Below are 23,191 nucleotides of genomic sequence, written 5' to 3'. Positions count from 1 at the left end.
AAGGCATGACTAACTTAGCGGGTGCTCTGGCATGCTCCGACGCCGACGTGGAGCCGCTGCCGGGCACGGCGAAAACCGGTGGCACCTACCTCCTCTTCGAGTGGCCGGGGGCCTGGGGGCGCGACGTGCTCGACGGCACCACGCTCGGCGAGGAACTGAGCGGCAAGCTCAAGGCCCACATCGCGAAGTTCAAGGCCACGCTGCTGCTGGTCCGCCACCCCACGCGCGAGGGCCGGCAGATCTCGGACCACCACGTCTACCTCGTCTTCGCCGACGCAGGTGTCACCGAGGTACTCCACGTCGATGGCCCGGAGGATCTCCTGCGGCTGGATTTGAGCGGGCCGGGGAAAAATGGGGCGTCGGTACGCGAACGCCCCCTGCTGCTGGTGTGCACGCACGGCAAGCGCGACCGGTGCTGCGCGGTGAAGGGCCGGCCGCTGGTCACGGAGCTGGTGGGGCGCGACCCGGAGCGGCAGGACTTGGTGTGGGAGACCTCGCACATCAAGGGGCACCGCTTCGCCGCGACGCTGATGCTCATGCCGTGGGCGTTCAGCTTCGGCAGGATGAATGTGGAGGCCGCCGAGTCGCTGCTCGACCACGCCGAGGAGGGCCGCTTCTTCGTGCCGGGCAACCGCGGCCGCGGCACGCTCGCGCCGCAAGCCCAGGTCGCTGAGATCGCTGTGGCCGCGCGCCTCGCGCACGAGGGGGGTGCCGTCGGCGTGAACCAGCTGCGCGTCGGCGAGGTGGCGGGCACCAAGACCGAGGCGCAGGTGCGTGTCGACGATTGCGAGACGGGCAGCGCCTACCTCGTCCACCTGCGCAAAACCCAGGTGCAGGGCGTGGTGTCGTCGTGCGGCGCGCAGCCGGAGACCGGATCGGCGTGGGTCGCCGAGACGATCGAGACGCTGTAGCTAGAGGTAGGTGTTGATCGCTTCGGCGACGGAGCCGATGACATTGTGCGTCGCCGCCTGCACGTCCGCCGGGGAGTGGCGGAAGCTGTGGGAGTGGTCGGCGATCTCGTGCATGGAGAGATCGTTCCAGGAGTCGCCGAAGGTGTACAGCTCCACGCCGTCCCGGTCGAGTCTGAGCTGCTCCAGGAGCTCGAGCACGCCCGCGCCCTTGGTGCGGCCCGGCGCCATGATGTCCACGTAGGTCTGGTTCTGCGCGACCGTCACGCCGCCGAGCGCCTCGGCCCAGGCGACGACGTCGGCGCGCAGCTGGTCATCCTCCGGCACCCACAGCGGCACAACGGCGAAGGTGTAGTCCGGGATATCCGCTTCGGTCATGCGGGTGAAGTGGGCGGTGAGGTTGGACGTGTCGCCGGTGTTGTTGGCGAAAACGCCGTCGACTGCGCCGATCGTGGTGCCGAAGACGGCCATGCCCGGCTGGTCGCGGAACGTGTCGATGGCTGCGCGCAGCACGTCCGGGTCGATGGGGTAGGCGAATATGAGCTCGGCACCGTCGCCGGTTGCTGCCGACGCACCGTTGGAGAGCACCTGGTAATCGAACTGCAGTGTGGAGCCTTGCATGCCGTGGGCGAGCGCGGCGCGGGAGCGGCCGGTGGCTGCGACGGCGAGGTTGCCGGCGGCGCGCCACGCCTCGATCGCCTCGAGGTCGGCACGACGAAACCCTCCACCGTCGGAGTTGGGGTGGTGGAGGGTTCCGTCGAAATCGAATGCTGCGACCTTCATAGCGACCAAGCCTAGTGGCGCAGCGTGCGCCACTAGCGGCGCATGACCTTCTTGGACAGCCAGTTGCCCAGGAACTGGGCGAGCTGGACGATGACCACGATCACGATCACGGCCGCCCAGGTGACCTGCGGCTCGAACTGGCGGTAGCCGTAGACAATGGCGAAGTCACCCAGGCCGCCGCCGCCGATGTAGCCCGCCATCGCGGACATGTCGATTACGGCGATGAAGATGAAGGTGTAGCCCAGGATCAGCGGGCCGAGCGCCTCGGGGAGGATCACGGACTTGATGATCTTCCACGGGCCGGCGCCCATGGAGCGCGCCGCCTCGATCACGCCCGGATCAATGGCCACCAGGTTCTGCTCCACAATGCGGGCCACGGTGAAGGTGGCGGAGAAACACATCACGAATGTGGCGGCCTCCCGACCGATCGTCGTGCCCACCACCGACAAGGTGATGGGGTAGAGCATGGCGATCATGATGATGAACGGAATCGGCCGGAAGAAGTTCACGGCGATGTTGATCAGCCAGTAGATCGGGCTGCTCTGCAGGATGCCGCCGGGGCGGGTGGTGTAGAGCAAAATACCGAGCAGGAGGCCGAAGAAACCGCCGACCACCATGGTGATGGCGACCATCCACATGGTGTCGCCGATGGCCTCGATAAAGGTCGGGCCGAGGCGCTCCCAGTTCGGCTGGGCGAGGATCAACTCGTTGATTGGGGTGCTCATCGGGTGATCTCCTCAATGTCGGTGGTGCGCTGCAGGGTGGTCAGAAACTCGTTGATGGCGGCGTCGTCGCCGTTGAGGCGCACCGTCATCTTGCCGAAGCTGTGCTCCTGCAGGGTGGTGATGCCGGCGTGCACCGGCTGCACCGACACACCCCGCTTGCGGGCCTGTTCGGCGGCACCGAAGAAGCCCGAGTTCTCTTTGAGGTTCACGGTGAAGAGGCGTCCCGGTGCTGCGTCGAGAAGCTCGCGCGCCTCCACTTCGTTCGGGGTGTTGCGCAGGCTGGTGGACACGAAGCGCTTGGCCACGTGCGTCTGCGGGTTGGAGAACACCTCGTAGACGGAGCCGTACTCCACCACGCGGCCGTCCTCCATCACCGCAACCTTGTCGGCGATCGCGCGGATCACATCCATTTCGTGGGTGATCACCACGATGGTGATGCCGAGCTCCTCGTTCACCCGGCGCAGCAGCTGCAGCACCTCGTCGGTGGTTTCCGGGTCGAGGGCGGATGTCGCTTCGTCGGCAAGCAGCAACGAGGGGTTGGTGGCCAAGGCGCGTGCGATGCCGACGCGCTGCTTCTGGCCGCCGGAGAGCTGCTCCGGGTAGTTCTTGCCGCGCTCGGTGAGGCCGACAAAGTCCAAGAGCTCAGCGACGCGCGCCTTACGCTCGGCCTTGTCCATGCCCGCAAGCTGCAGCGGGTACTCGATGTTGCCTTCGGCGGTGCGGGATTGCAGCAGGTTGAACTGCTGGAAGATCATGCCGATGTTGCGGCGCAGCCCGCGCAGTTTCTTCTCGGACATGCCGACGATATCGGTGCCGTCGAGAAGCAGCTGCCCCGAGGTGGGCATGTCGAGGCCGTTGATGAGACGGACCAGCGTGGACTTGCCGGCACCCGAATACCCGATCACGCCGAGGACCTCGCCCGGCTCGACGGTGAGCGTGACGTCGTCGACGGCCACGACTTCCCGCCCGCCGGTGCGGAACACCTTGCTTACGTTCCGGAATTCAATCCGGGTGCCGGTGGGTGCCATTTAGCTGTAGTCCTTAGTCAGGTTGTCGAGGATCTCGTTGAGCTCTTCCTTCGTGCGCTTGACCTGGATGGCAGTGCCGTTGGAGTCCTCCTCGAGGGCCTTGGTGACCTCGTCGGACTGCCAGATCTCCACGATCTTCTCGTACGTGGCGTTGTCGATGTCGCCCGCGCGCACGGTGAAGACGTTGATGTAGGGCTCTGCCAGCTCCGAGTTCGGGTCGTCGGCAGCCACCGAGCTCTGCGGATCGATGCCGGCGCGGTCGAGGAAGTTGTTGTTGATAACTGCCGGGCGGCCCTCGTGGTACGCAGAGGAGGTCTGCGCTGCATCCACGGGGACCACGGACACCTTGGACGCGGCGGCGTCGATGTCGGCCGGGGTCGGGGTGAGCGTCGGCGCACCGTCCTTCAGCGTGACCAGGCCAGCCTGGACCAGCACGTTGATGGCGCGGCCCTGGTTGGACGGGTCGTTCGGAATCGCAACCTCTTCGCCCTCGATGCCGTCGAGGGAGGTGTGGTCCTTCCAGTACAGGCCCAGGATGTTGATCTCGCCGGAGCCGACGATGCGCAGGTCCTTGCCCGCAGAGGCGTTGTACTGCGCCTGGTAGTTGATCGTCTGGAACTTGGAGATCTCGATCTGGCCCTCGTCCAGCGCCGGGTTGACCGGCGGGTACTCGGAGAACTTCACGATGTCGAGGTTGATGCCCTCTTCCTTCGCCTTCTCGGCGAATGCGGTCCACGCCTTCTGGTCCGCGTCGGTGGTGCCGATCTTCACGGTGACGGCGTCGCCGGCAGCACCGGTGGAGGCGGAGTCGTCGCCGCACGCGGTCAGGCCGGCGGCGGCGAGGATGAGGGCCGCCGAAGCGGCGACAATGCGGTTGGTGCGCACGAAAGCGTGTCCTTTACTTCTGGTTCTGCTCGAGGCGCTCGAGGATGTCGTTCAGCTCGTTCTTCGGGCGCTCGACCTCGACGGCGGTGCCGCGGGAGTCCTTCTGCACGGCCTCGGCGACGGAGGCGTCGTGCCACAGCTCGGCGAGCTTGACGTAGGTCGGGTTGTCAACGTCCTCGGCGCGGGAGGCGAAAACGTTGATGTACGGCTCGCCCTGCTCGGAAGCCGGGTCGTCCTGGAAGATCGCCTCGGACGGCTCGATGCCGGCGCGGTCCAGCCAGGAGTTGTTGATGATGGCCGGGCGGCCCTCCTTGTAGGCGGACGGGGTCTGGGATGCGTCGACCGGAACGACGGAGACCTTGGAGGCGGCGGCGTCGATGTCGGCCGGGGTCGGGGCGAGTTCGTCGGCGCCGTCCTTCAGGGTGACCAGGCCGGCCTGGACCAGCACGTTGATGGCGCGGCCCTGGTTGGAGTCGTCGTTCGGGATGGCGATCTCGGAGCCCTCGATGCCGTCGAGGGAGGTGTGGTCCTTCCAGAAGAGGGCCAGCGGGTAGATCTCGGTGGAACCGACGACCTTCAGGTCGTTGCCGGAGGAGGCGTTGTACTTGGCCAGGTAGAGGATGTGCTGGAACTTGTTCAGGTCCAGCTCGCCCTGGGCGAGCGCCTCGTTGACCGGCGGGTAGTCGGAGAACTGGACGATGTCCAGGGTGATGCCCTCCTGCTCCGCCAGGTCGGCGAAGACGGACCACGCCTGCTGGTCGGCGTCGGTGGTGCCGATGCGGACGGTCACGTTCTCGCCCTCGGCGGTGCCGGTGGCGGAGGTGGAGGTGGACTCGTTGGAGCAGGCGGTCAGGCCGGTCAGGGCCAGGGTGGCTGCCGCGGCGGCAGCGATGAAACGGGAAGCGCGCATGGCTCATCCTTCTATTCAGCGGAAAACTACGGTTGCTGAATCTAGCACCGTGTGAACCGCTTAGTCTATTTCCGGTTCGCGGCGCGGCCCTCGGTCTGACGAAAGTGTTGGTACATACTTTCGAATACTGGTAGCGTTTCGCGCATGAGGTTTAACGGGGGCGAGCCGCTGTCCTGGTCCCGGCTGGAGCGCATTCTCTCCGGCCGGCCCGGCCCCGTACCCATCCCTGTTGACCACACCGGCACGCCCGCGGGGTTCACGTACGCGCCCGAAGGGGCACACTGCGTGCCGACGGCGGGGACAGGGGGCGCCCCAGCGCCTCCCGCACCCAAGCCTGCGGCGATGCCGTTCGCGGAGCTGCACGCGGTGTCCTCCTACAGCTTCCTGGGTGGGGCCAGCGAGCCAGAGGAACTGGTCGCGCGGGCCGCGGAGCTGGGCTTACATGCCCTCGGCGTGCTCGACCGCGACGGCTTCTACGGCGCGGTGAAGTTCGCCGAGGCCGCCGCGGAGGCGGGTTTAGCCACCGTGTTCGGTGCGGAGTTGACGCTGGGGGAGCGTGTGCTGCCAGTCATCGCCCGCGGGCCGGAGGGCTATAAGCGTTTGTCCCACCTGATCACCGACGCGCACATGGCGACCCGGGAGAAGGACAAGGTAGCGTACCCGCCGCTGGAGCTAATCGGCGCTGCGCTGGACGGCACCTGCGTGGTGCTCGCGGGGTGGGCGTGGGCGAATGAAATCGACCGCTTGGTCGATGCTTTCGGCGCGATGAATATTGTGCGGGAATACGAGGTGGCGATGCTGCCGGAGGACGCGGACCGCCACGCCCAATTAGACAGCTTCGTCCACCTCCCGGCGATTGTCACCGCCGCGCCCGCCGCCGCCACCCGGGATGCCGCGCGCCTCGCCGCGGCGAAGCGCGCGCTGGGGCGCAGGCAATCGCTGGCGGATGCGCACGGCAACCTCCACCCCATGGGGGCCAACTGGCTGCGCAGCGCCGAGCAGCTGAGCGCCATGCTGCCCGGCTGCGAGGAGAAACTCGCCTACGCCGCCGAGCTGGCGCAGCAGTGCGCCTTCACCCTCAACCTGGTCGCGCCCGAGCTGCCGGATTTTCCCACCCCTGTGGGGCACAACGAAATGACGCACCTGCGCGCACTCACGCTCTCCAGCGCCCAGGTGCGGTACGCCTCGCGGCCGCAGGAGATACGTCGAAAAGCAATGGCCCAGATTGAGTACGAGCTGCAGGTGATCGAGGAGCTGAATTTCCCCGGCTACTTCCTCATCGTGCATGACCTGGTGGATTTCTGCCGGCGGGAAGACATCCTGTGCCAGGGGCGCGGCAGTGCGGCGAACTCGGCGGTGTGCTTCGCGCTCGGCATCACCAGTGTGGAGCCGATTGCGGCGGGGCTATTGTTCGAGCGCTTCCTGTCGCCGGACCGCGACGGGCCGCCGGACATTGACATTGATATTGAGTCCGGGCGCCGCGAGGAAGTGATCCAGTACGTCTACGCCCGCTACGGGCGGGATAACGCGGCACAGGTGGCGAACGTGATCACGTACCGCCGCAAAGGCGCGATCCGGGATGCGGCGCGCGCGCTGGGGTACGCCCAAGGCGCGGCAGACTCTTGGTCGAAGGAGATCGCCGCGCCGCCGCCCGCAGTGGAGCAGCTTGCTGCCGAGCTGAAAGGCCAGCCGCGGCACCTGGGCATCCACTCCGGCGGCATGGTGATCTGTGACCGGCCGATCGCGGACGTGGTGCCCACCGAGTGGGCGCGGATGGAGAACCGCTCCGTGGTGCAGTGGGATAAGGATGACTGCGCCTCCGCCGGGCTGGTGAAGTTCGATCTGCTGGGCCTCGGCATGCTCGAAGCGCTGCACCACATGATTGACCTGGTGCGCGACACCACGGGCCGCGAGGTGCGGCTGTGGGAGCTGCCGCTGGATGACGCCGAGGTGTACGACATGCTCTGCCGCGCAGACTCCGTGGGTGTCTTCCAGGTGGAGTCCCGCGCCCAGATGGGCACCCTGCCGCGCCTGAAACCGCGGTGTTTCTTCGACCTGGTGGTGGAGGTGGCGCTCATCCGCCCCGGTCCGATCCAGGGCGGCAGCGTGCACCCCTACCTGCGGCGGCGCGACGGCACGGAGCCGGTGCAGTACGACCACCCCGTGCTGGAGAAATCCCTGGGCAAAACCCTCGGCGTGCCGTTGTTCCAGGAGCAGCTCATGCAGGTGGCGGTAGACGCGGCCGGGTTTTCGGGCCGGGAGGCGGACGGGCTGCGCCGCGCGATGGGCTCTAAACGCTCACCGGCGAAGATGGCGGCGTTGAAGGCGCGCTTCTACGAGGGCTGCTGGGAAACCAACCGCATCGGCGAAGCCGTGGCGGACACGCTGTGGGCCAAGATCGTGGCGTTCGCCGCCTACGGCTTCCCCGAGTCACACTCCCAGTCCTTTGCCTCACTCGTCTATTTTTCCGCCTGGTTCAAGCGCTACTACCCGGCGCAGTTCTGCGTGGGGCTCCTGCGCGCCCAGCCGATGGGCTTCTACTCGCCGCAGTCCCTGATCCAGGATGCGCGGCGCCACGGCGTGACGGTGTTGCCGGTGTGCGTGAACGAGTCCGGGCGCGAGGCGCGCTGCATTCCCGACGCAGGCACCGGCACCATGCGTGTGGGCCTCAACCTGATCCGCGGCCTTGGCGACGCCGCCGCCGACCGCATCGAGGAGGCCCAACCGTTCACCGGCATCCCGGACCTGGCGCGCCGGGCGGACCTGACGGTGGAGCACGTCGAGGCGCTCGCCCGGGCGGGCGCGCTGGACTGTTTCGGTGTGGACCGCCGGCAGGCGATGTGGCAGGCCGGCATCGCCGCCACCGAACGCGAAGGCATGCTGCCCGGCCTGTCGGCGATTTCGGCGCCGGCGCTGCCCGGCATGAACGCCTTCGAGCTCATGGCGGCGGACGTGGTGGCCACCGGCGTCACCCACGACAAGATGCCGGTGGAGATGGTGCGCGGCGCACTCGACGCCGCGGGCGTGGTGCGCGCCGATCAACTGCTGCACGTCCCCGACGGCACCCGCATCCGCGTCGCCGGGGTGGTCACGCACCGCCAGGCACCCAAGACTGCAGGCGGCGTGACGTTTTTGGGCATGGAGGATGAGACGGGCTTGGTCAACGTGGTCATCCCGGTGGGGTTGTGGAACCGCCAGAAAGTGCTGGCCCGCACCGCGAAAGCGCTGGTGGTGCGCGGCATCATCCAGAACGCCTCCGGCGCCGCCAGCTTGGTGGCGGACCGGCTGGAGCCGCTGCAGATGGGGGAGTGGCTCACCCGCGGCTCCCGGGACTTCCGCTAGCTTGGGGCCCATGCTTGCCGACGCATCCTCCCAGCCCACCCCGCTGCCGACCAGCGTCGAAGAGATGCACCGCGTCTCCCCGAAACTGATGGTGCCGCGGTTCACCGGTGCGCTGATCTGGACGGCGATTCTGCTCGGCGGCATCGGCTACGCGTACTACCGCTGGGAGTGGACGTGGCTTCTGTGGGCGCTTGCGGGTGCGGCTGCGCTGCTGCTGTGGAACCTCATCCTCGTGCCGTTTCGCGTGCGCAACCTGGGGTACCTGGAAACCGAGGATGAGCTGCTGCTGAGCAAAGGCAAGATGTGGCACACCATCACGGCGATTCCCTACGGGCGCATCCAATTTGTGGACGTGGAATCAGGGCCCATCGCCCGCGCTCTGGGGCTGAAGAAACTGGAGATCCACACCGCCTCCACCACCTCGAACTCGAGCTTGCCGGGCCTGCCCGCCGCGGAGGCGGACGCGTTGCGCGACCGGTTGGCGGCGAAGGCGCGCGAGAGGATGAGCGGCCTGTGACCGGCCCGCAGCCGAGCGCCGGTGGCTACCGCCGCGTCCACCGCCTCAGCCCGCTGCTGCGGGTGTGGGCGACGGTGCTGACGCTTATCGCCTTGGCCGTGTTCAACTTCTCTGGGCAGCTCTTCAACTGGCTCACCAGCGAAGACGTCGGCTGGGGCCAGGCGCTCTGGGGTATCGCTGGCGTGGTCGCCGCCCTGGGCTTGGTGTTCGGCGTGAGCCAGCTGTGGTGGTCCCGCACCGGGTTCCGAGTCGGCGCGGAAGAGCTGGAATTCAAGCGCGGCGTGCTGACGAACCAGGTGCGCACCGCGCGCTACGACCGCATCCAGGCCGTCGACGTGGTCGAACCGCTCGCGCCGCGCGTCTTCGGCCTCGCCGCCGTGCGCGTGGAGGTCGCCGGCGGCATCAACGCCGCCATTGAGATCGCCTACCTGCCGCACGGCGAAGCCGAGGATCTGCGCGCAGAGATCCTCGCCCGCATCGCCGCGAAGGGCGGGGACACAGCGCTCGCAGACGAGCTCGCGGAAGATGCACCGGCGCCGGAACGCAACTACCTCGTCTCGCCCATCCCCATCGGGCGCTCGCTGGCCGCCGCCGCACTGCAGTTTTCGACGGTGTTCACGCTGCTGTCCGCCACCGCCCCACTGTGGACCGGCATCTCGCTTGCCGCGGTGGTGCCCGTCTTGGTTGGCTTCATCCCGCTCATCTGGCGTACCATCGACCAGTCCTGGCGCTTCAACGCCACGCGTGCCGACGGCGTGTTCCACCTCACCTACGGGCTGGCAAATAGGCGTCGGCAAGCAGTGCCCGAAACCCGGATCCACGCGCTGCAACTGAAGCAGCCGCTGCTGTGGCGGCCTTTTGGGTGGTGGACCGTCTCCATCACCACCGCCGGGTACGCCTCCGAGCGCAGCAACGCCACGGGCACAGCGAAACTGCTGCCCGTTGGCACGTGGGAGCAGGCCGTAGCAGTTGTCGGTGCCGTCGGGCCGCTCACCGCGGATCAGCTCACGGACACAGCCGCGGCCCAGTACGTGACACCGCGCCGGGCGCGCTGGGTCTCGCCAGTGGACTGGCGCTGGCAAACTGCCACGGTGCGCGGGGGCGTAGCGGTGACCACGTTCGGGCGCCTTACCCGCCGCTACCAGATGGTCACCGCCGCGCACATCCAGGAACTCACGCTCAAACAGGGGCCGCTGCAGCGCGCGCTGCACATTGCCGACGTCCGCTTCGACCTCGTGCCAGGGCCAGTGAGAATGACGGCGCGCGACTTGGACGAGGCAGCGGCCCGGCAGCTCGTGGATACGCTGCGCTCCCGCGAGCTGCCACCGCTGAGCGCAGACCCTGCTGCTGTACCGTAAGCGCAGACCCTGCTGCGGTACCGTGAGCGCATGGCAGAGGTTCTGAGCACCAACATCGCCGACCCCCAACCGGACCCGGGCGGGCTGAAGCGCCAAAGCGGTATTAATAAGGTATCCGCGGAATTCATCACGGTGACCGTCCCGGGGCCGGATTACGGCGACGGCTCCGGGGTCGCGGGCGACCACATCGGCGACACCCAGCACCACGGCGGCCAGCAAAAAGCGGTCTACGCGTTTGCGCGCGAGCGTCTCGACGCGTGGTCGGCGGAGCTGGGCCGCGAGCTGCCCCACGGCGTGTTCGGGGAGAACCTCACCACCGCCGGCATCGACTGGACCCGCGCGTTGCTGAACCAGCGTTTCCAAGTCGGCGAGGTGGAGCTCGAGGTGTCGGTGCCGCGCACGCCGTGCCGCACTTTTGCCAAGTGGATGGGGGAGCGCGCCTGGGTGCGCCGCTTCACCGAATCCGGCGACTGCGGCGCGTACTTCCGCGTGAACAAGGAGGGCGTGATCCGCCCGGGCGACTCGATCACCCCGCTGGATACGCCGGAGCACGGCTTCACCATGGGCGAAGCATTCGCGGCGTGGATGGGCGACGACGAGCTCGCGCACCGGATGTGGGAGCTGAACATCCTACCGCCGCTGTACCAGGCGCGCTACGACAAGCGGTTCGGTTAGCCTGTTCCCGTGCAGGCGAAGATTGATTCCGGTGGGCGGTTGCTCATCCCTAAATCTCTGCGGGATGCGCTCGGGCTTACCCCTGGCTCGGTAGTGGACATCAGTGCGCACGGCGGGGGCCTCACAGTCATTCCAGGCGGCAGGACTGCGCGAGTGGAGAGGAACGAAGACGGGTTCCTGGTCGCGTACGGTTCAACGCCAGTGACTGACGACGATGTCTTCGCACTCATTGACGCGGGAAGAATTTAGTGTCCATGATCGCGCTGGACACTAGACCCCGCCGGCGAAGCCGAGTTGGCGCCACGCTTCGAACACTGCCACCGAGGCCGAGTTCGTAAGGTTCATCGAGCGCCGCCCCGGCACCATGGGGATGCGCACCTGGTCAGTCACGCGGGGGTGATGCGAGTGCTCCCGGGGCAAACCGGTCGGCTCGGTGCCAAACAGCAGCGCATCGCCCCACTGATACTTCACGTTTTGATACATTGTGGTCGCCTGGGTGGTGAAGGCGAAGACGCGGCTTGGGCCTAACGTCGAAAAGCACGTGTCCAAATCGGGGTGGATCTGGACATCTGCCAGGTCGTGGTAATCCAGCCCCGCGCGCTTCAAGTGCTTGTCGTCGAAATTGAAGCCCAGCGGCTCGACCAAGTGCAGCACCGCGCCCGTATTCGCGGCGAGGCGAATCGCGTTGCCGGTGTTACCGGGAATGACGGGGTTGTCGAAGATGATGTGCAAGGGCATGGATTAGCGCGCGCCCCCGGATAGCTTCTCCTGCGGCTCGCCGGACAGCTCGCCGAATAGGTGGTCCACCGCAACCTGCGCGTGGAGGCGCACGCCGTATTCGAGCGCCTCGTCGTTGACGTAGAACCGCGGGCTGTGGTTGGGCACGAAGCCGCGATCGTCACCGCCGGTGGGCTCGATGCCGCCGTCGGCAGTGAAGGCGATGTTCTGCCCGCCGAGCAGTGCGTACACGCCGCCGAAGCGCGAGGAAAACTCGGAGAAATCGTCGTACCCCATGGAAGACGGGACTTCGATCACCGGCGCCTCGCCCGCGATGCGCTCGTACACCGGCAAGATCGAATCGATCCACTCAGGGCCGTTGACCACGGGCGGGACCTCATCGAAGAACTCGACGGTGCCAGTGCAGCCGTGCGCGGCGGCGAGGTGCTCAACGTAACGCTCGAGGCGCTGATTCACATCCGCCATGACCTCGGAGCGCAGGGCGCGCACTGTGCCCCAGATCTCCACCTGCTCGCCGACGATGTTGAAGCGGCCCTGGTCCACAATGTGGCCGAGTGAGATGGAGAAGCGCTCCTCCACGTCGATCTGACGGTAGATCTGGCCGGTGTTGCTCAAGATGTCGCCGACCGCCGGCATCGGATCGATGCCCTGCCACGGGGTGGAGCCGTGCACCTGCTTGCCGACGACAGTTATCTTCACCGTCTCGGACGCAGCATTCTGGATACCTCGCGCGTACGCGACGGCCCCGACGGGAAGCGGCGAGATGTGGATGCCGAACGCCATTGTCGGGCGCGGCTCGAAGAGTCCTTGCGCCTCCATCTCCTCGACCATCAGGGAGGCACCACCCTCCTCCCCGGCGGGTGCGCCTTCCTCTGCGGGCTGGAAGGCGAGCAGCACGTCGCCGCGGAGCTGATCCCGCTGGTCGTGCAAGATCTTGGCCGCGCCAAGTAGCATCGCGGCGTGCGTGTCGTGTCCGCAGGCGTGTGCCACCGGGAAGGGGCCGCCGGGGTACTCCGTATCCACGACCTCGGAGGCAAAGTCCTCGCCGGATTGCTCCTTCACCGGCAGGGCGTCGATATCCGCGCGCAGCAGGATAGTGCGGCGGTCTCCCTCTTCGTCCCCGTTGTCACCGCGGATCCGCGCCACCACGCCGTGGCCAGCGACACCCTCGGTGATGTCGGCGATGCCGAATTCCCGCAGCCGCTCGACGATGAACGCCGCCGTCTGCTCCTCCCGGTTCGGTAGCTCCGGGTGTTTGTGCAGGTGGTGGCGCCAGTCGATGACATCGTCGCGAATGTCCCGCGCAGCGGTGTCGATTCCGTCGCGCAGCGCGTCAAGGTTCACGTTCGTCATGGCTCCCATCCTATTGCCGTGTTCGCTGCGCGCGGAGGCATAGAATCGTGGCGTGACTGCGATCAAACTGGACGGAAAACTCTACCGCGAGGAGATTTTCGCGGACCTTCAAGCTCGTGTAACTCGCTTGAAGGAAAAGCATGGCATCACCCCGGGCCTGGCTACGGTGCTGGTGGGCGAGGACCCCGCGAGCCAGAACTACGTGCGCATGAAGCACAAGGACTGCGAGGAGCTCGGCATCGCGTCCATTCAGAAGGAGCTGCCCGGCGACACGACGCAGGAGGAGCTTGAGGCGCTCATCGACGAGCTGAACAACGACGATGCCGTCACCGGCTACATCGTCCAGCTCCCGCTGCCGAAGCACCTGAACGAGAACCGCGTGCTCGAACTCATCGATCCGGCCAAGGACGCCGACGGCCTGCACCCCGTCAACCTGGGCAAGCTCGTACTCAATGAGCCCGCGCCGCTGCCATGCACCCCGAACGGCACCATCAAGCTGCTGGAGCGCTTCGGTGTGGATTTGAACGGCGCCATTGTGTGCGTGGTTGGCCGCGGCGTGACTGTGGGCCGCCCGATCTCGCTCATGCTGACAACCCGCGGCGTGAACGCCACCGCAGTGCTCTGCCACACCGGTACCAAGGATCTCGCAGCCGAAACCCGCCGCGCCGACGTGGTGATCGCCGCCGCCGGTAAGCCGCACATGATCACCGCGGACATGATCAAGGAGGGCGCCGCGCTCGTGGATGTCGGTGTGTCGCGCGTGGACGGGAAGACCGTCGGCGACCTGCACCCGGACGTGTGGGAGAAGGCCGGCTGGGTTTCCCCGAACCCGGGCGGTGTCGGCCCGATGACGCGCACGTTCTTGGTCCGCAACATCGTCGAGTCCGCCGAGCGCCGAGCTGAGCAGCTTGCCTAAAACGCGCGAGCTGCCGGAGGGGTTGTCGCTGGACAACCCCCACGACCTGCGCAACCGCCCATCCCCGCTGCCGCGGTGGATGCAGTACGCCATGATTGCGGTCTTCGTCGCCGGGTTCACCGCTGCATCGCTCTTTTCCGCGACGGAGCACTGGCGCCGCGCCACCTTCACCCTCGGTGCCACCATGCTGTGGCTCGCCGCTATGCGGCTGAGCTGCGACTCGAAGGTGATCGGACTCCTCGCCGTGCGCTCGAAGCGCTTCGACGTGCTGTTCTGCACCGCCCTCGGCGCCGCGATGATGTGGCTGGCCTACTCGGTGGATTCACTGGGGTCGTAGGGTGGAGCGATGAGCGAACCCATCCTCGTCCTCGCAGACATTCACCTCGGGCGCAAGCAACACGACGCCAAAAAGACCGGCCCCGGCATCGACTGGGCGCTCGGTGCGCTGGAGCAGGGAGCCGCCGCCGGATCGCGGCACATGGTCATGCTCGGAGACGTCATTGACCGCAAACGCTTCACCGAGGACACGTACAGCGAGGTCACGCGCTTCTTCGCACGGGGGCTCGAGCTTTTCGACGATTGCTTCTTCATCTCCGGCAACCACGACGTGCACCACGATCTCTCCGACGTGATCCCAGACGGTGTCGCCGTTGCCAGCACCGAGCCGCAGACGATGCACGCGGGCCAGTGGGCGCTGCACACGGCCGCCGTTGCGGTGGACCGGGATCCGCGCCGGCTTGTTGGTCAGTTCCCAGCCCCAATCGCCGGCACGCCCAACCTCGGCCTCCTACACACTTCCATCACCGGGGAATACTCCAACCACGATTGCCTCCCGTGCACCGCGGAGGAGCTCACCGCCTGCGGGTACGGTGCGTGGCTGCTCGGCCACGTCCACCAACAGATCACGCTCGCGCATGACCCGTTCATCGGCTGGGTGGGCATGGGCAAGGCCTACATGGCTGTCGACGACGGTGCGCAGGTGCGCATCGAAAACCTGGCGACAGCCTAGATCGCGTACTCGCCGCGCGCCGCTGCGATCTCCCTGCCGCTCGGCGCCTGCTCCGTCAAAGCGATGAAGTTACGCAGAATCCGATCCATCTGGCGCGCCTCAACCAGAAACGCGTCATGGCCCACCGGAGAGGACAGCTTGGCCATTGCGAGCAGGTTGCCCAGGTTGCGCGACAGGTGTTCCTGCTGGTGGTACGGGTACAGGATGTCGGTGTCCACGCCCACCACCATCGTCGGCACGTTGATTGAGTGCAGCGCTTTGTTGAGGCCGCCACGCCCACGCCCGACGTCGTGGCGATTCAGTGCCTCGGTGAGGGCGACGTAACACGCGGCGTCGAAACGCTCGGTGAGTTTTTTGCCCTGGTGCTCGAGGTAGCTCTGCACGGCGAAGCGCTGGTCATCGGCACGGAATGGGCCGAGAGGGTTTTCGCCCGACTGGGGGGAGGTGCCGAACCGCTCGTCGATCTCCAGCTCGCCGCGGTAGGTGAGGTGAGCGAGGCGGCGAGCGGCGGCGAGCCCGGCGTCGGGGGAGGAGCCGGTGGCGTGGTAGTCGCCCCCTTGCCAGGCGGGATCCTGGGTGATTGAGGTGATCTGCGCGGACTGGATGCCAATTTGCCACGCGCTTGCCCGGGCGGAGACGGCGATCACTAGGGCATAACTCACGCGCTCCGGGTAGAGCAGCGTCCACTCCAGCGTGCGGGCGCCACCCATCGAGCCGCCCAGCACGGCGTGGACGCGGCCGATGCCCAGGGCATCCAGCGCCGCGGCCTCCGCCACAACCATGTCGCGGATGGAGATGGCGGGGAAGCGTGACCCCCACGCATCGCCGTCCGGGTGCTCGCTTGCCGGGCCGGTGGAGCCGTAGCAGGAGCCGAGTGCGTTCGTACACACCACGCACCAGCGGTCTGTGTCCAGGGCCTTGCCGGGGCCGATGATCTCGCACCACCAATCGTCAGCGCGGGTATCACCGGTCAGTGCATGCTCCACCAGCAGGATGTTGTTCTCGCCGTCGGGCTCACCCCGCAGTTCACCCCAGCGGCGGACGGCAATGGCCGCATCGGCGATGGTGGCCCCAGCTTCGGTGGTCACGTCGCCGATGGCAACAGTGTGCAGGTCGCCCTCTGAAGGAAGCATGGGATCTACTGTAGGCAACTCACTGTTAAAGCGGACTAAGCGGTCTACCTTTTATTCGGTAGGAGAAAGATAGTGTGACCTCCGATTCCGAGACAGGGGAGTGGAACTTGGCTACTTTTGACTAGCGCGTCACACCCGTGACGTCTTGTCGCGCCGTACTTGAAGGAAGCCTCCGTGTCTGTCCAGCCAGCCGATCACGTCCGTGAAGACATCCGACTCCTTGGCCGGGTGCTCGGCCGTGTGATCGCCAAGCAGGAAGGGCAGGAGATCTTCGATTTGGTCGAATCCACCCGCCGCGCCGCCTTCGACATCTCCCACGGGGATGCCGTCCCGGAAGATCTGCTCGCAGTCTTCCACGACATGGACATCACCAAAATGAACCTCGTTGCACGCGCTTTCAGCCACTTCGCGCTGCTAGCCAACTTGGTTGAAGACTTGGATGACGAGAAAGCTGCCGCACCGGTCTCGCTGCGCACCAGCTTCGCCCACCTGAAAGAAAGCGGTGTGGACGCTGACAAGGTCGCCGAACTCATCAGCGGGGCGCAGGTGTCCCCGGTGCTCACCGCACACCCGACTGAGACCCGTCGCCGCACCGTCTTCGACACCCAGACCCACATCAAGCGCCTGCTGAGTGAACTCCACGCTGGTGCCGACCCGGCAGTCATCGAACGGGAGATGGAGCTGCGCATGACCCTGATGTGGCAGACCGCGCTTATCCGCATCGCGCGCCCGCGCCTTGAGGACGAAATTGATGTCGGCCTGCGCTACTACAAGCTCTCTCTGCTTGAGCAGATCCCGGCCCTTAACCGCGCGATCCGCTACGAGCTGCGCGACACCTTCGAACGCGACCTCGAGCTCACCCCCGTCGTGCGCCCCGGTTCCTGGATCGGCGGCGACCACGACGGCAACCCGTACGTGAATGCAGACACTCTCACGTATGCCACCCGCCGGGCCGCCGACACCGTGCTCAGCCACTACATCGACGAGCTGGGCGAGTTGGAGCGCGAACTGTCCCTCTCAGATCGCTACTCCACCTGCTCGGAGGAGCTTTCCAAGCTTGCGGAGTCCGCCAACAACACCGCCGAATCCCGCGTCGACGAGCCCTACCGCCGCGCCATCTACGGCATCCGCCACCGCGTCGTCGCTACCCGCGAAGTACTCGCCGGCGAGCCGAGAACCGGCGAACATCTGTCGTATGCGGACCCGGGTGAGCTGCTTGCAGACTTGGACGTGATCGACGCCTCCCTGCGTGCGCACGGCGGCGCCATCATTGCAGACGACCGGCTGGGCCGCCTGCGCTCTGCGGTGACCACCTTCGGTTTCCACCTGTACACGCTTGACCTGCGCCAAAACTCCGAATCCTTCGAAAAGGTCGTGGCTGAAGTACTGAGCATCGCCGGCGTGTGCGAGGACTACGCGTCGCTTATGGAGGAAGACCGCGTGGAGGTGCTCGTCGAGGAGCTGCGCACCCCGCGCCCGCTGTTGCGCGCCGAGGCCCAGCTTAGCGACGACACACGCAAGGAAATGGGCATCCTCGCCGCCGCTGCCCGCGCCGTGCAAGACCTCGGCCAGGGTGCGATCGCGCAGTGCATTATCGCCATGACCGGGGCCGTCTCCGACATCCTCGAACCCATGGTCCTGCTTAAGGAAGTTGGCCTGAATAGTGTCAACGTCGTCCCGCTGTTTGAAACCATCGAGGACCTTGCACACGGCGCCCGCATCCTCGAAGACCTTTGGTCGCTCCCGTTCTACCGCGAACACCTCCGGGCCCGCGGCGATGTCCAGGAGGTCATGCTCGGCTACTCCGACTCCAACAAGGACGGCGGCTATTTGCAAGCGAACTGGGCGCTCTACGACGCCGAACTCGCCCTCGTCGAACTCTGCAACCGACACGGCATCCACCTTCGACTCGCACACGGCCGCGGTGGGGCAGTCGGCCGCGGCGGCGGGCCCACGTACGACGCCATCCTCGCCCAACCCAAGGGCGCTGTCGCCGGCTCCATCCGAATCACCGAACAAGGAGAGATCATCTCCGCCAAGTACGGCTCGCCAGAGACCGCGCGCCGCCACCTCGAAGCTTTCGTTGCCGGCACCCTTGAGGCCTCCCTCCTAGATACCGAACCTATCGAAGACCCGACCCGCGCTTACGACATCATGCGTACGCTCGCTGCCTACTCCGGCGAAAAGTACAAAGATCTCATCGGCGACCCTGGCTTTATTGACTACTTCACCCAGTCCACCCCGTTGCACGAGATCGGCGAGCTCAACCTCGGCTCCCGGCCGGCCTCCCGCAAACAGACCACCGCGATTTCCGACCTCCGCGCCATCCCTTGGGTTCTGTCCTGGGCGCAGTCGCGCACCAACGTGCCGGGCTGGTTCGGCGTCGGCACCGCGGTCGAGCGCTGGGCGGGCGAGAGCGAAGACTGTTGGGAGGAGCTTCGCGAGCTTTACCGCGACTGGCCGTTCTTCCGATCCGTGCTGTCCAACATGGCGCAAGTCATGGCCAAGGCGGAGATGTCGCTAGCCCGCCTCTACGCCGACCTAGTGGAGGACCGCGAGGTAGCCGAACGCATTTACGGGCTCATCGCCGATGAATTCCAGCGCACCAAGGAGGTTTACTTCCGCATCACCGGGCACACGGACCTGGTTGCCGAGAACCAGCGCCAGGCCCGCTCCCTGAAGCGCCGCTACCCCTACCTGCTGCCGCTCAACGCCGTCCAGCTCGAGCTGCTGCGCCGCTACCGCGCCGGCGACGAGACGTTCCTCGTCTCCAAGACCATCCAGGTCACCATGAACGGACTCGCCACCGCCCTGCGCAACGCGGGTTAGGTTTCTGCGGCTGGGGCGCTGGGTGGATCCCCTGCAACCCGCTTCAGAGCAAGAAAGAGACAAGATAACGTTTCGCCAGGTGAGAGGTTTTTGGTTGGTTCAGGAAGGGGCGAAAGTAGATAACAACCGGTAAGACCGGTCGATGATGACGGGATGTACCAATGAGTAATCCTGAAGGCGGTATCCCGCGCTAAAGGACGCGACCGTGCGTGAGCAGACGGTGCTGCGCCATGACAGAGAAGCCCCACGCTGACTTGATGGCATGTAGTGCCGCAGATCACAAAGGTAGGTTTTCCTACTTGCGTAACACAAATCTGACTTTGATAATTGCCATACGGCGGAGGCTCCTTCGCCGCTCAATACCTACCGGCGGCAGGAACCATGAAGATTAAAATTCGAAACCGCACCAGAGGTGCAGTCTTGGCGAGTGCGTTGACCCTTGCCGGCACCGGTGTTGCTGGGGCGACGATTGTCAGTATTGACGGGGGAATCTGGGATTATGGCAGTGATTCTTCCACAGTGTGGTCCCACTACTTTCACAACGGCGTTCGACATGGCTCTATAGCTGTGGGCTAGAGCATGTCTCTTCTGAAATCAGGCCTATTAGCCGTGGGGATATTCGCAACGGCCATTCTGTCGACTACCGTGGCTTTCCTCGGCGCGAGGCTTTACTCAGCGATCGATGGTCACCTGGGTGAGTACGGGGTACAGGTGGAATCAGATCGCACCGCTTCGGAGCGTGCGAGTTTCTATTCCGAGCTGGCCGAGTTTGCGCGAAGCAATGACTTCGATATCGCGATTAACTACTCGTCGCTCGCTGTCTCTGGTGGTGAGCAGCGAGTCTACTCATCCTCGCTTCCGCCTAACGGCGGTCGGATGGAACGGCCGCGCTTTGAACGCGGGGAAGTTGACATATTTTATCCGCTGGAAGACTTTCCATACTCTGATCCAAGGCAACCTCTCCATCTCAAAGGGTCTGCGACGGACGAGCAACACTTGCTGCGGTGGTTAGCCGAACAGGGGCTCGACGCGGTGCCTCTTACCAGTTACTTCTCCGAAATCTTTGCATCTTCGACAATTCCCATTCTGCTGATCCTATCTGTGCTCCTGTGTCTGGTACTAGGCGCGGGCCATGTCATTGCCCGCTCGCGGGAGGTCGGTGTTCATCGACTGCTTGGGCTCAGCGCCGCAGAATCGACCCGTATTGAAATTCAGCGCCAAAGCGTTGCCCTTACGATCGCCTACCTCGGAAGCCCACTGATTGTTGCTGGCCTTCTTTATGCCTACAACGGGTGGGCGGAGAGCTGGGTATTTTGGAGAATGTATTTCACGATCAGCGTGATTCTGTCTGTGTGTGTGCTCGTTGGCTACCTAGGTGGGCAGTTTCTGGTTCGCAGGACATCGATACCGCAATCCATCAAGGGCAAGATCCACGCGCGGCCAATTCTCTATTCCCTGACTGCCGTCCGCGGAGTGACCCTGGTTGCTGCGCTCAGTGTGGTTGCAACCTTGGTTGGGTTTTCTGCGGAACTCGAGGCGCGTCACCGCTTGCAGGGGCTGTGGGATGCTCACCGTGGGCCGCAAGAGTTGGCGTTGAACGTCAACACGGCCTTCGAAGACTGGTCAGATACAGAGACCGCAGCGCCATTCCGGGTTGCCGACGAGGCGGGAGACGTACTCCTCGTTGATCCTTATTGGATTACATGGCCCGTGGAATTAGAGGCACCAGTCCTATTAGCGAACCAGGAATTCGCGCGACAGGCGGGAGTGTCGATGTTGGATGGTGCTGCAGTGACGGTCTGCTCGCCGGGAGAAATGTCTGTGCACTCGAGAAACGTGATCGAGGATTCGCTCGAATTCGAGGCCGGCTATGCCAATGAACCAGCACCCGACATAGAGTGGCGGGACGGTTGCAGCTTAGGCTCGGTATTCACCTATGACGTTAACTACCGTCCGCAAGTCGATAACCCGATTCTCGTCATACTCCCGCGTGGCCTCGCTCCGTTGGGCGACCACAACTTGATGTCAAAGGTATCCCAGCAAGTCCTTCTAACTGTCTCCCCTGACGTACCTTCGCAAATGTTGAAGGGCGCTACTGGGAACACACTTGCTTTCTTTAGACCGCGTGAAGACTCATGGCAGGCGAGCATTCGCACCGCCGAGCAGAATGTGGCCCTGTGGGGGCTGAATGGTTTTGCATCAGTCCTGCTTGTGACGGTCTTGGTCGGAGCCACGGTCCTTACTTTTCGCGTCACCTACCGGCGCAAAATCCACGTTGCCTATGTTTGTGGGCGAAGCCCTTGGTGGGTTGCAAAAGAAGCAGTAGCTATCGAAGTTGCATTCTTCCTAGCCACGATTGGTTGGCTGCTTTATAAGGTTCGCGATCATTGGATTCAAGCCGAGAGCCGCGTGCCGTCAACCTGGAGTATCGGGTTTGAAAATCAATGGTCGCCATCCACCATCGTCGCAGTAGTAGGTTTCGGCGCAGTATGGTTCATGGTTTCTGTGGGGTTGATGCTCAAAGCTGCTTCGCGGTGGGATGCAAGAGGAGGTACGGAACCGCAATGACAATTCAGGTAAGCGAAGTATCCTGCGCATTTGGCGAGCGGACGGTTTTGCAAGCTTTCACAGCCACGTTTAGGGCAGGTCGAATCACGGCGCTCACAGGGCCCTCCGGCAGCGGCAAGACAACCTTGCTCAATATGTTAGGTGGGCTGACCACGCCGGATTCGGGGACGATCGAGTTCGAGGGGCTCGACATCGCATCTATGAATTCGCGCGCACGTCGCAAATTTCGACGATCAAACGTCGGATATCTGTTTCAGGACTACGGTTTGGTCTCCGATCTCTCTGTGATGGAGAACATCAAGATCGCTGTCCCCCGCGTCTCCCGCGAAACAATGGAGGCGGCGCTGAATGAAGTCGGACTTGGCGGATCCGAGAAGCGAACGGTGAGCGAACTTTCTGGTGGTGAACAACAACGCATCGCTTTGGCACGAGTCATTCTCGCGCAGCCGAAAATAGTGTTAGCAGATGAGCCAACCGGAGCCCTCGATAAAGCAAATGCGCAACTCGTTCTTAAACATCTACGCCATTTTGCTCAGAAAGGCGCAGTAGTCGTCGTAGCCACCCATTCTGCGTTTATTTCCAATAATTCAGATGAGGTAGTGGAGCTCTGATGTAGCGGAAAAATATAGCTGGGATCGAGCGTCACCCCTGTACTTGTCGGATGCGCGGTCGTTTGGTGACGCGTAGGCAGCACCCAGCGACTACGGGAGGGGTGGCGTTTGGGGATGGAAGGCGAGACTGGGCTGATCAACGTGGGTGTCTCGGTCGGGCACAGCGCTTCCCAGCCGGCTAACGCCGGTGGCGAGACCTTCCTCGTACCCAAGACGATCCAGGTCACCATGAACGGGCTCGCCATCGCCCTGCGCAACGCCGGGGAGGTTGTCGGCTTCGACGCCTCGGAGCCGGAGAGGCGGATCCAACCTAAAACGCGCCCGAGAAGCAAGAAACAGGCAAGAAAACGATTCTGTCAGCGCTCGTTGAAAAGTAGCCCAAAACGCTCCTCGAAAAGTAGCCCATCCGAAAAAGATTGGATGGGTGATTTCTTTGGATCAATGGGCTCAAATCCGGTTCCTGCGTGGGCAGGGACTGTCAATCAGGAAGATCGCTGAGGAAGTCGGCTGCGCGAAAAAGACAGTCGAACGCGCGCTGGCGTGTGATTCGCCGCCGGAGTATTCCCCACGCCCGGCAAGGCCAACGAGTTTCGACGCTTATGAGCCAGCGGTGCGCGCCCTGTTGGCCGAGTCGCCCCGGTTGAATGCGAAGGTCATCGCCCAGCGCGTCGGTTGGGAAGGATCAGAATCCTGGTTCCGCAAAAACGTAGCCAAAATCCGCCCGGAGTATCTCCCACCGGACCCAGTCGACACCTTGGACCACCTGCCGGGCTATGAAATCTGAAGCGTCCTGGTTTTCGTTCCGCTTATTGAACGCCCAACGGTTGGGCGTGTGATTGTTGATAGTAGGCGTCTTCCATCTCTTGTGGGGTGATGTATCCCAATGACTCGTGCAGGCGGTGG

22 protein-coding genes are annotated in these 23,191 nt (G+C 64.7%); 14 read left to right on the top strand and 8 right to left on the bottom strand.

All coding sequences use genetic code 11. The features are described from left to right. Positions 1 to 5 precede the first annotated feature (5 nt). Positions 6 to 911, top strand: a complete 906-nt coding sequence (locus tag M5J20_RS06230) for a ferredoxin family protein (protein WP_253577636.1) — start codon at positions 6 to 8, stop codon at positions 909 to 911. Here the strand turns inward: M5J20_RS06230 and M5J20_RS06225 are convergent, their stop codons facing one another. Genes M5J20_RS06225 through M5J20_RS06205 form a run of 5 tightly spaced genes read right to left on the bottom strand, consistent with a single transcriptional unit; the run spans position 912 to position 5,239 of the window. Next, positions 912 to 1,691 carry an HAD family hydrolase gene (locus M5J20_RS06225; protein WP_253577634.1) on the bottom strand — a complete coding sequence of 260 codons (780 nt, stop codon included), beginning with the start codon at positions 1,689 to 1,691 and terminating at the stop codon, positions 912 to 914. Positions 1,692 to 1,723: 32 nt separating this feature from the next. After that, entirely contained in the window at positions 1,724 to 2,404 is a 681-nt protein-coding gene (locus M5J20_RS06220; RefSeq protein WP_253577838.1) for a methionine ABC transporter permease, read from the bottom strand. Between the two features lie 8 nt (positions 2,405 to 2,412). Beyond that, the gene (locus tag M5J20_RS06215; protein ID WP_253577633.1) at positions 2,413 to 3,444 is read right to left on the bottom strand and encodes a methionine ABC transporter ATP-binding protein; all 1,032 of its coding nucleotides are present in this window, start codon (positions 3,442 to 3,444) and stop codon (positions 2,413 to 2,415) included. Continuing rightward, a complete protein-coding gene (locus M5J20_RS06210) occupies positions 3,445 to 4,329 on the bottom strand; it encodes a MetQ/NlpA family ABC transporter substrate-binding protein (RefSeq protein ID WP_253577631.1) in 885 nt (294 codons plus the stop codon). Positions 4,330 to 4,342: 13 nt separating this feature from the next. Next, positions 4,343 to 5,239: a MetQ/NlpA family ABC transporter substrate-binding protein gene (locus M5J20_RS06205; RefSeq protein ID WP_253577629.1), complete on the bottom strand. Its 897-nt coding sequence runs from the start codon at positions 5,237 to 5,239 to the stop codon at positions 4,343 to 4,345. Between the two features lie 144 nt (positions 5,240 to 5,383). Here M5J20_RS06205 and M5J20_RS06200 point away from each other — a divergent pair, with 144 nt between their 5' ends. Genes M5J20_RS06200 through M5J20_RS06180 form a run of 5 tightly spaced genes read left to right on the top strand, consistent with a single transcriptional unit; the run spans position 5,384 to position 11,380 of the window. Next, complete coding sequence (locus M5J20_RS06200; protein ID WP_253577627.1) at positions 5,384 to 8,581, top strand: error-prone DNA polymerase; 3,198 nt, start codon at positions 5,384 to 5,386, stop codon at positions 8,579 to 8,581. Positions 8,582 to 8,591: 10 nt separating this feature from the next. Beyond that, positions 8,592 to 9,098: a PH domain-containing protein gene (locus tag M5J20_RS06195; protein ID WP_253577625.1), complete on the top strand. Its 507-nt coding sequence runs from the start codon at positions 8,592 to 8,594 to the stop codon at positions 9,096 to 9,098. Then, the gene (locus tag M5J20_RS06190) at positions 9,095 to 10,456 is read left to right on the top strand and encodes a PH domain-containing protein (RefSeq protein WP_253577623.1); all 1,362 of its coding nucleotides are present in this window, start codon (positions 9,095 to 9,097) and stop codon (positions 10,454 to 10,456) included. Before M5J20_RS06195 ends, M5J20_RS06190 begins: the two co-directional genes overlap by 4 nt. Positions 10,457 to 10,486: 30 nt before the next feature. Continuing rightward, complete coding sequence (locus M5J20_RS06185; RefSeq protein WP_253577621.1) at positions 10,487 to 11,131, top strand: MOSC domain-containing protein; 645 nt, start codon at positions 10,487 to 10,489, stop codon at positions 11,129 to 11,131. 9 nt (positions 11,132 to 11,140) lie between these two features. Further along, positions 11,141 to 11,380: an AbrB/MazE/SpoVT family DNA-binding domain-containing protein gene (locus M5J20_RS06180; RefSeq protein ID WP_253577619.1), complete on the top strand. Its 240-nt coding sequence runs from the start codon at positions 11,141 to 11,143 to the stop codon at positions 11,378 to 11,380. A gap of 21 nt (positions 11,381 to 11,401) precedes the next feature. Here M5J20_RS06180 and M5J20_RS06175 read toward each other — a convergent pair whose 3' ends face one another. Together M5J20_RS06175 and M5J20_RS06170 are read right to left on the bottom strand one after the other, a co-directional pair. Further along, on the bottom strand, positions 11,402 to 11,869 hold the full coding sequence (locus M5J20_RS06175; RefSeq protein WP_253577618.1) for a tRNA (cytidine(34)-2'-O)-methyltransferase: 468 nt from the start codon (positions 11,867 to 11,869) through the stop codon (positions 11,402 to 11,404). Positions 11,870 to 11,872: 3 nt separating this feature from the next. Beyond that, positions 11,873 to 13,222, bottom strand: a complete 1,350-nt coding sequence (locus M5J20_RS06170) for a M20 metallopeptidase family protein (protein ID WP_253577616.1) — start codon at positions 13,220 to 13,222, stop codon at positions 11,873 to 11,875. Positions 13,223 to 13,274: 52 nt separating this feature from the next. Between M5J20_RS06170 and M5J20_RS06165 the strand changes: the two genes are divergently transcribed. The 3 genes from M5J20_RS06165 to M5J20_RS06155 all read left to right on the top strand — a co-directional run bounded on the left by M5J20_RS06165 (position 13,275) and on the right by M5J20_RS06155 (position 15,147). Then, the gene (locus M5J20_RS06165) at positions 13,275 to 14,138 is read left to right on the top strand and encodes a bifunctional methylenetetrahydrofolate dehydrogenase/methenyltetrahydrofolate cyclohydrolase (protein ID WP_253577614.1); all 864 of its coding nucleotides are present in this window, start codon (positions 13,275 to 13,277) and stop codon (positions 14,136 to 14,138) included. A 79-nt stretch (positions 14,139 to 14,217) separates the two neighbouring features. Next, positions 14,218 to 14,475, top strand: a complete 258-nt coding sequence (locus M5J20_RS06160; protein ID WP_253577837.1) for a DUF3017 domain-containing protein — start codon at positions 14,218 to 14,220, stop codon at positions 14,473 to 14,475. A 9-nt stretch (positions 14,476 to 14,484) separates the two neighbouring features. Continuing rightward, the gene (locus tag M5J20_RS06155; protein ID WP_253577612.1) at positions 14,485 to 15,147 is read left to right on the top strand and encodes a metallophosphoesterase family protein; all 663 of its coding nucleotides are present in this window, start codon (positions 14,485 to 14,487) and stop codon (positions 15,145 to 15,147) included. Here the strand turns inward: M5J20_RS06155 and metX are convergent. Further along, positions 15,144 to 16,280, bottom strand: a complete 1,137-nt coding sequence (gene metX, locus M5J20_RS06150; RefSeq protein ID WP_253577610.1) for a homoserine O-acetyltransferase MetX — start codon at positions 16,278 to 16,280, stop codon at positions 15,144 to 15,146. The two genes, M5J20_RS06155 and metX, sit on opposite strands and share 4 nt — an antisense overlap. 174 nt (positions 16,281 to 16,454) lie before the next feature. On the opposite strand from metX, the gene ppc reads away from it, so the two are divergent. The 5 genes from ppc to M5J20_RS06125 all read left to right on the top strand — a co-directional run bounded on the left by ppc (position 16,455) and on the right by M5J20_RS06125 (position 23,072). After that, positions 16,455 to 19,109, top strand: a complete 2,655-nt coding sequence (gene ppc, locus M5J20_RS06145; protein ID WP_253577608.1) for a phosphoenolpyruvate carboxylase — start codon at positions 16,455 to 16,457, stop codon at positions 19,107 to 19,109. 381 nt (positions 19,110 to 19,490) lie between these two features. Then, the gene (locus M5J20_RS06140) at positions 19,491 to 19,685 is read left to right on the top strand and encodes a lactococcin 972 family bacteriocin (RefSeq protein ID WP_253577606.1); all 195 of its coding nucleotides are present in this window, start codon (positions 19,491 to 19,493) and stop codon (positions 19,683 to 19,685) included. A gap of 3 nt (positions 19,686 to 19,688) precedes the next feature. After that, positions 19,689 to 21,677, top strand: coding sequence for a bacteriocin-associated integral membrane family protein (locus M5J20_RS06135; protein WP_253577604.1), 1,989 nt, complete (start codon positions 19,689 to 19,691; stop codon positions 21,675 to 21,677). Beyond that, a complete protein-coding gene (gene ccmA, locus M5J20_RS06130; RefSeq protein WP_253577601.1) occupies positions 21,674 to 22,288 on the top strand; it encodes a heme ABC exporter ATP-binding protein CcmA in 615 nt (204 codons plus the stop codon). Before M5J20_RS06135 ends, ccmA begins: the two co-directional genes overlap by 4 nt. Before the next feature lie 424 nt (positions 22,289 to 22,712). Then, positions 22,713 to 23,072 carry a helix-turn-helix domain-containing protein gene (locus tag M5J20_RS06125; protein WP_253577600.1) on the top strand — a complete coding sequence of 120 codons (360 nt, stop codon included), beginning with the start codon at positions 22,713 to 22,715 and terminating at the stop codon, positions 23,070 to 23,072. Positions 23,073 to 23,191 lie beyond the last annotated feature (119 nt).

Source organism: Corynebacterium stercoris (assembly GCF_024160105.1).
GTDB lineage: Bacteria > Actinomycetota > Actinomycetes > Mycobacteriales > Mycobacteriaceae > Corynebacterium > Corynebacterium stercoris.
Note: the sequence above shows the minus strand (reverse complement) of the source record. Positions and strands in the feature narration are given on the sequence as shown.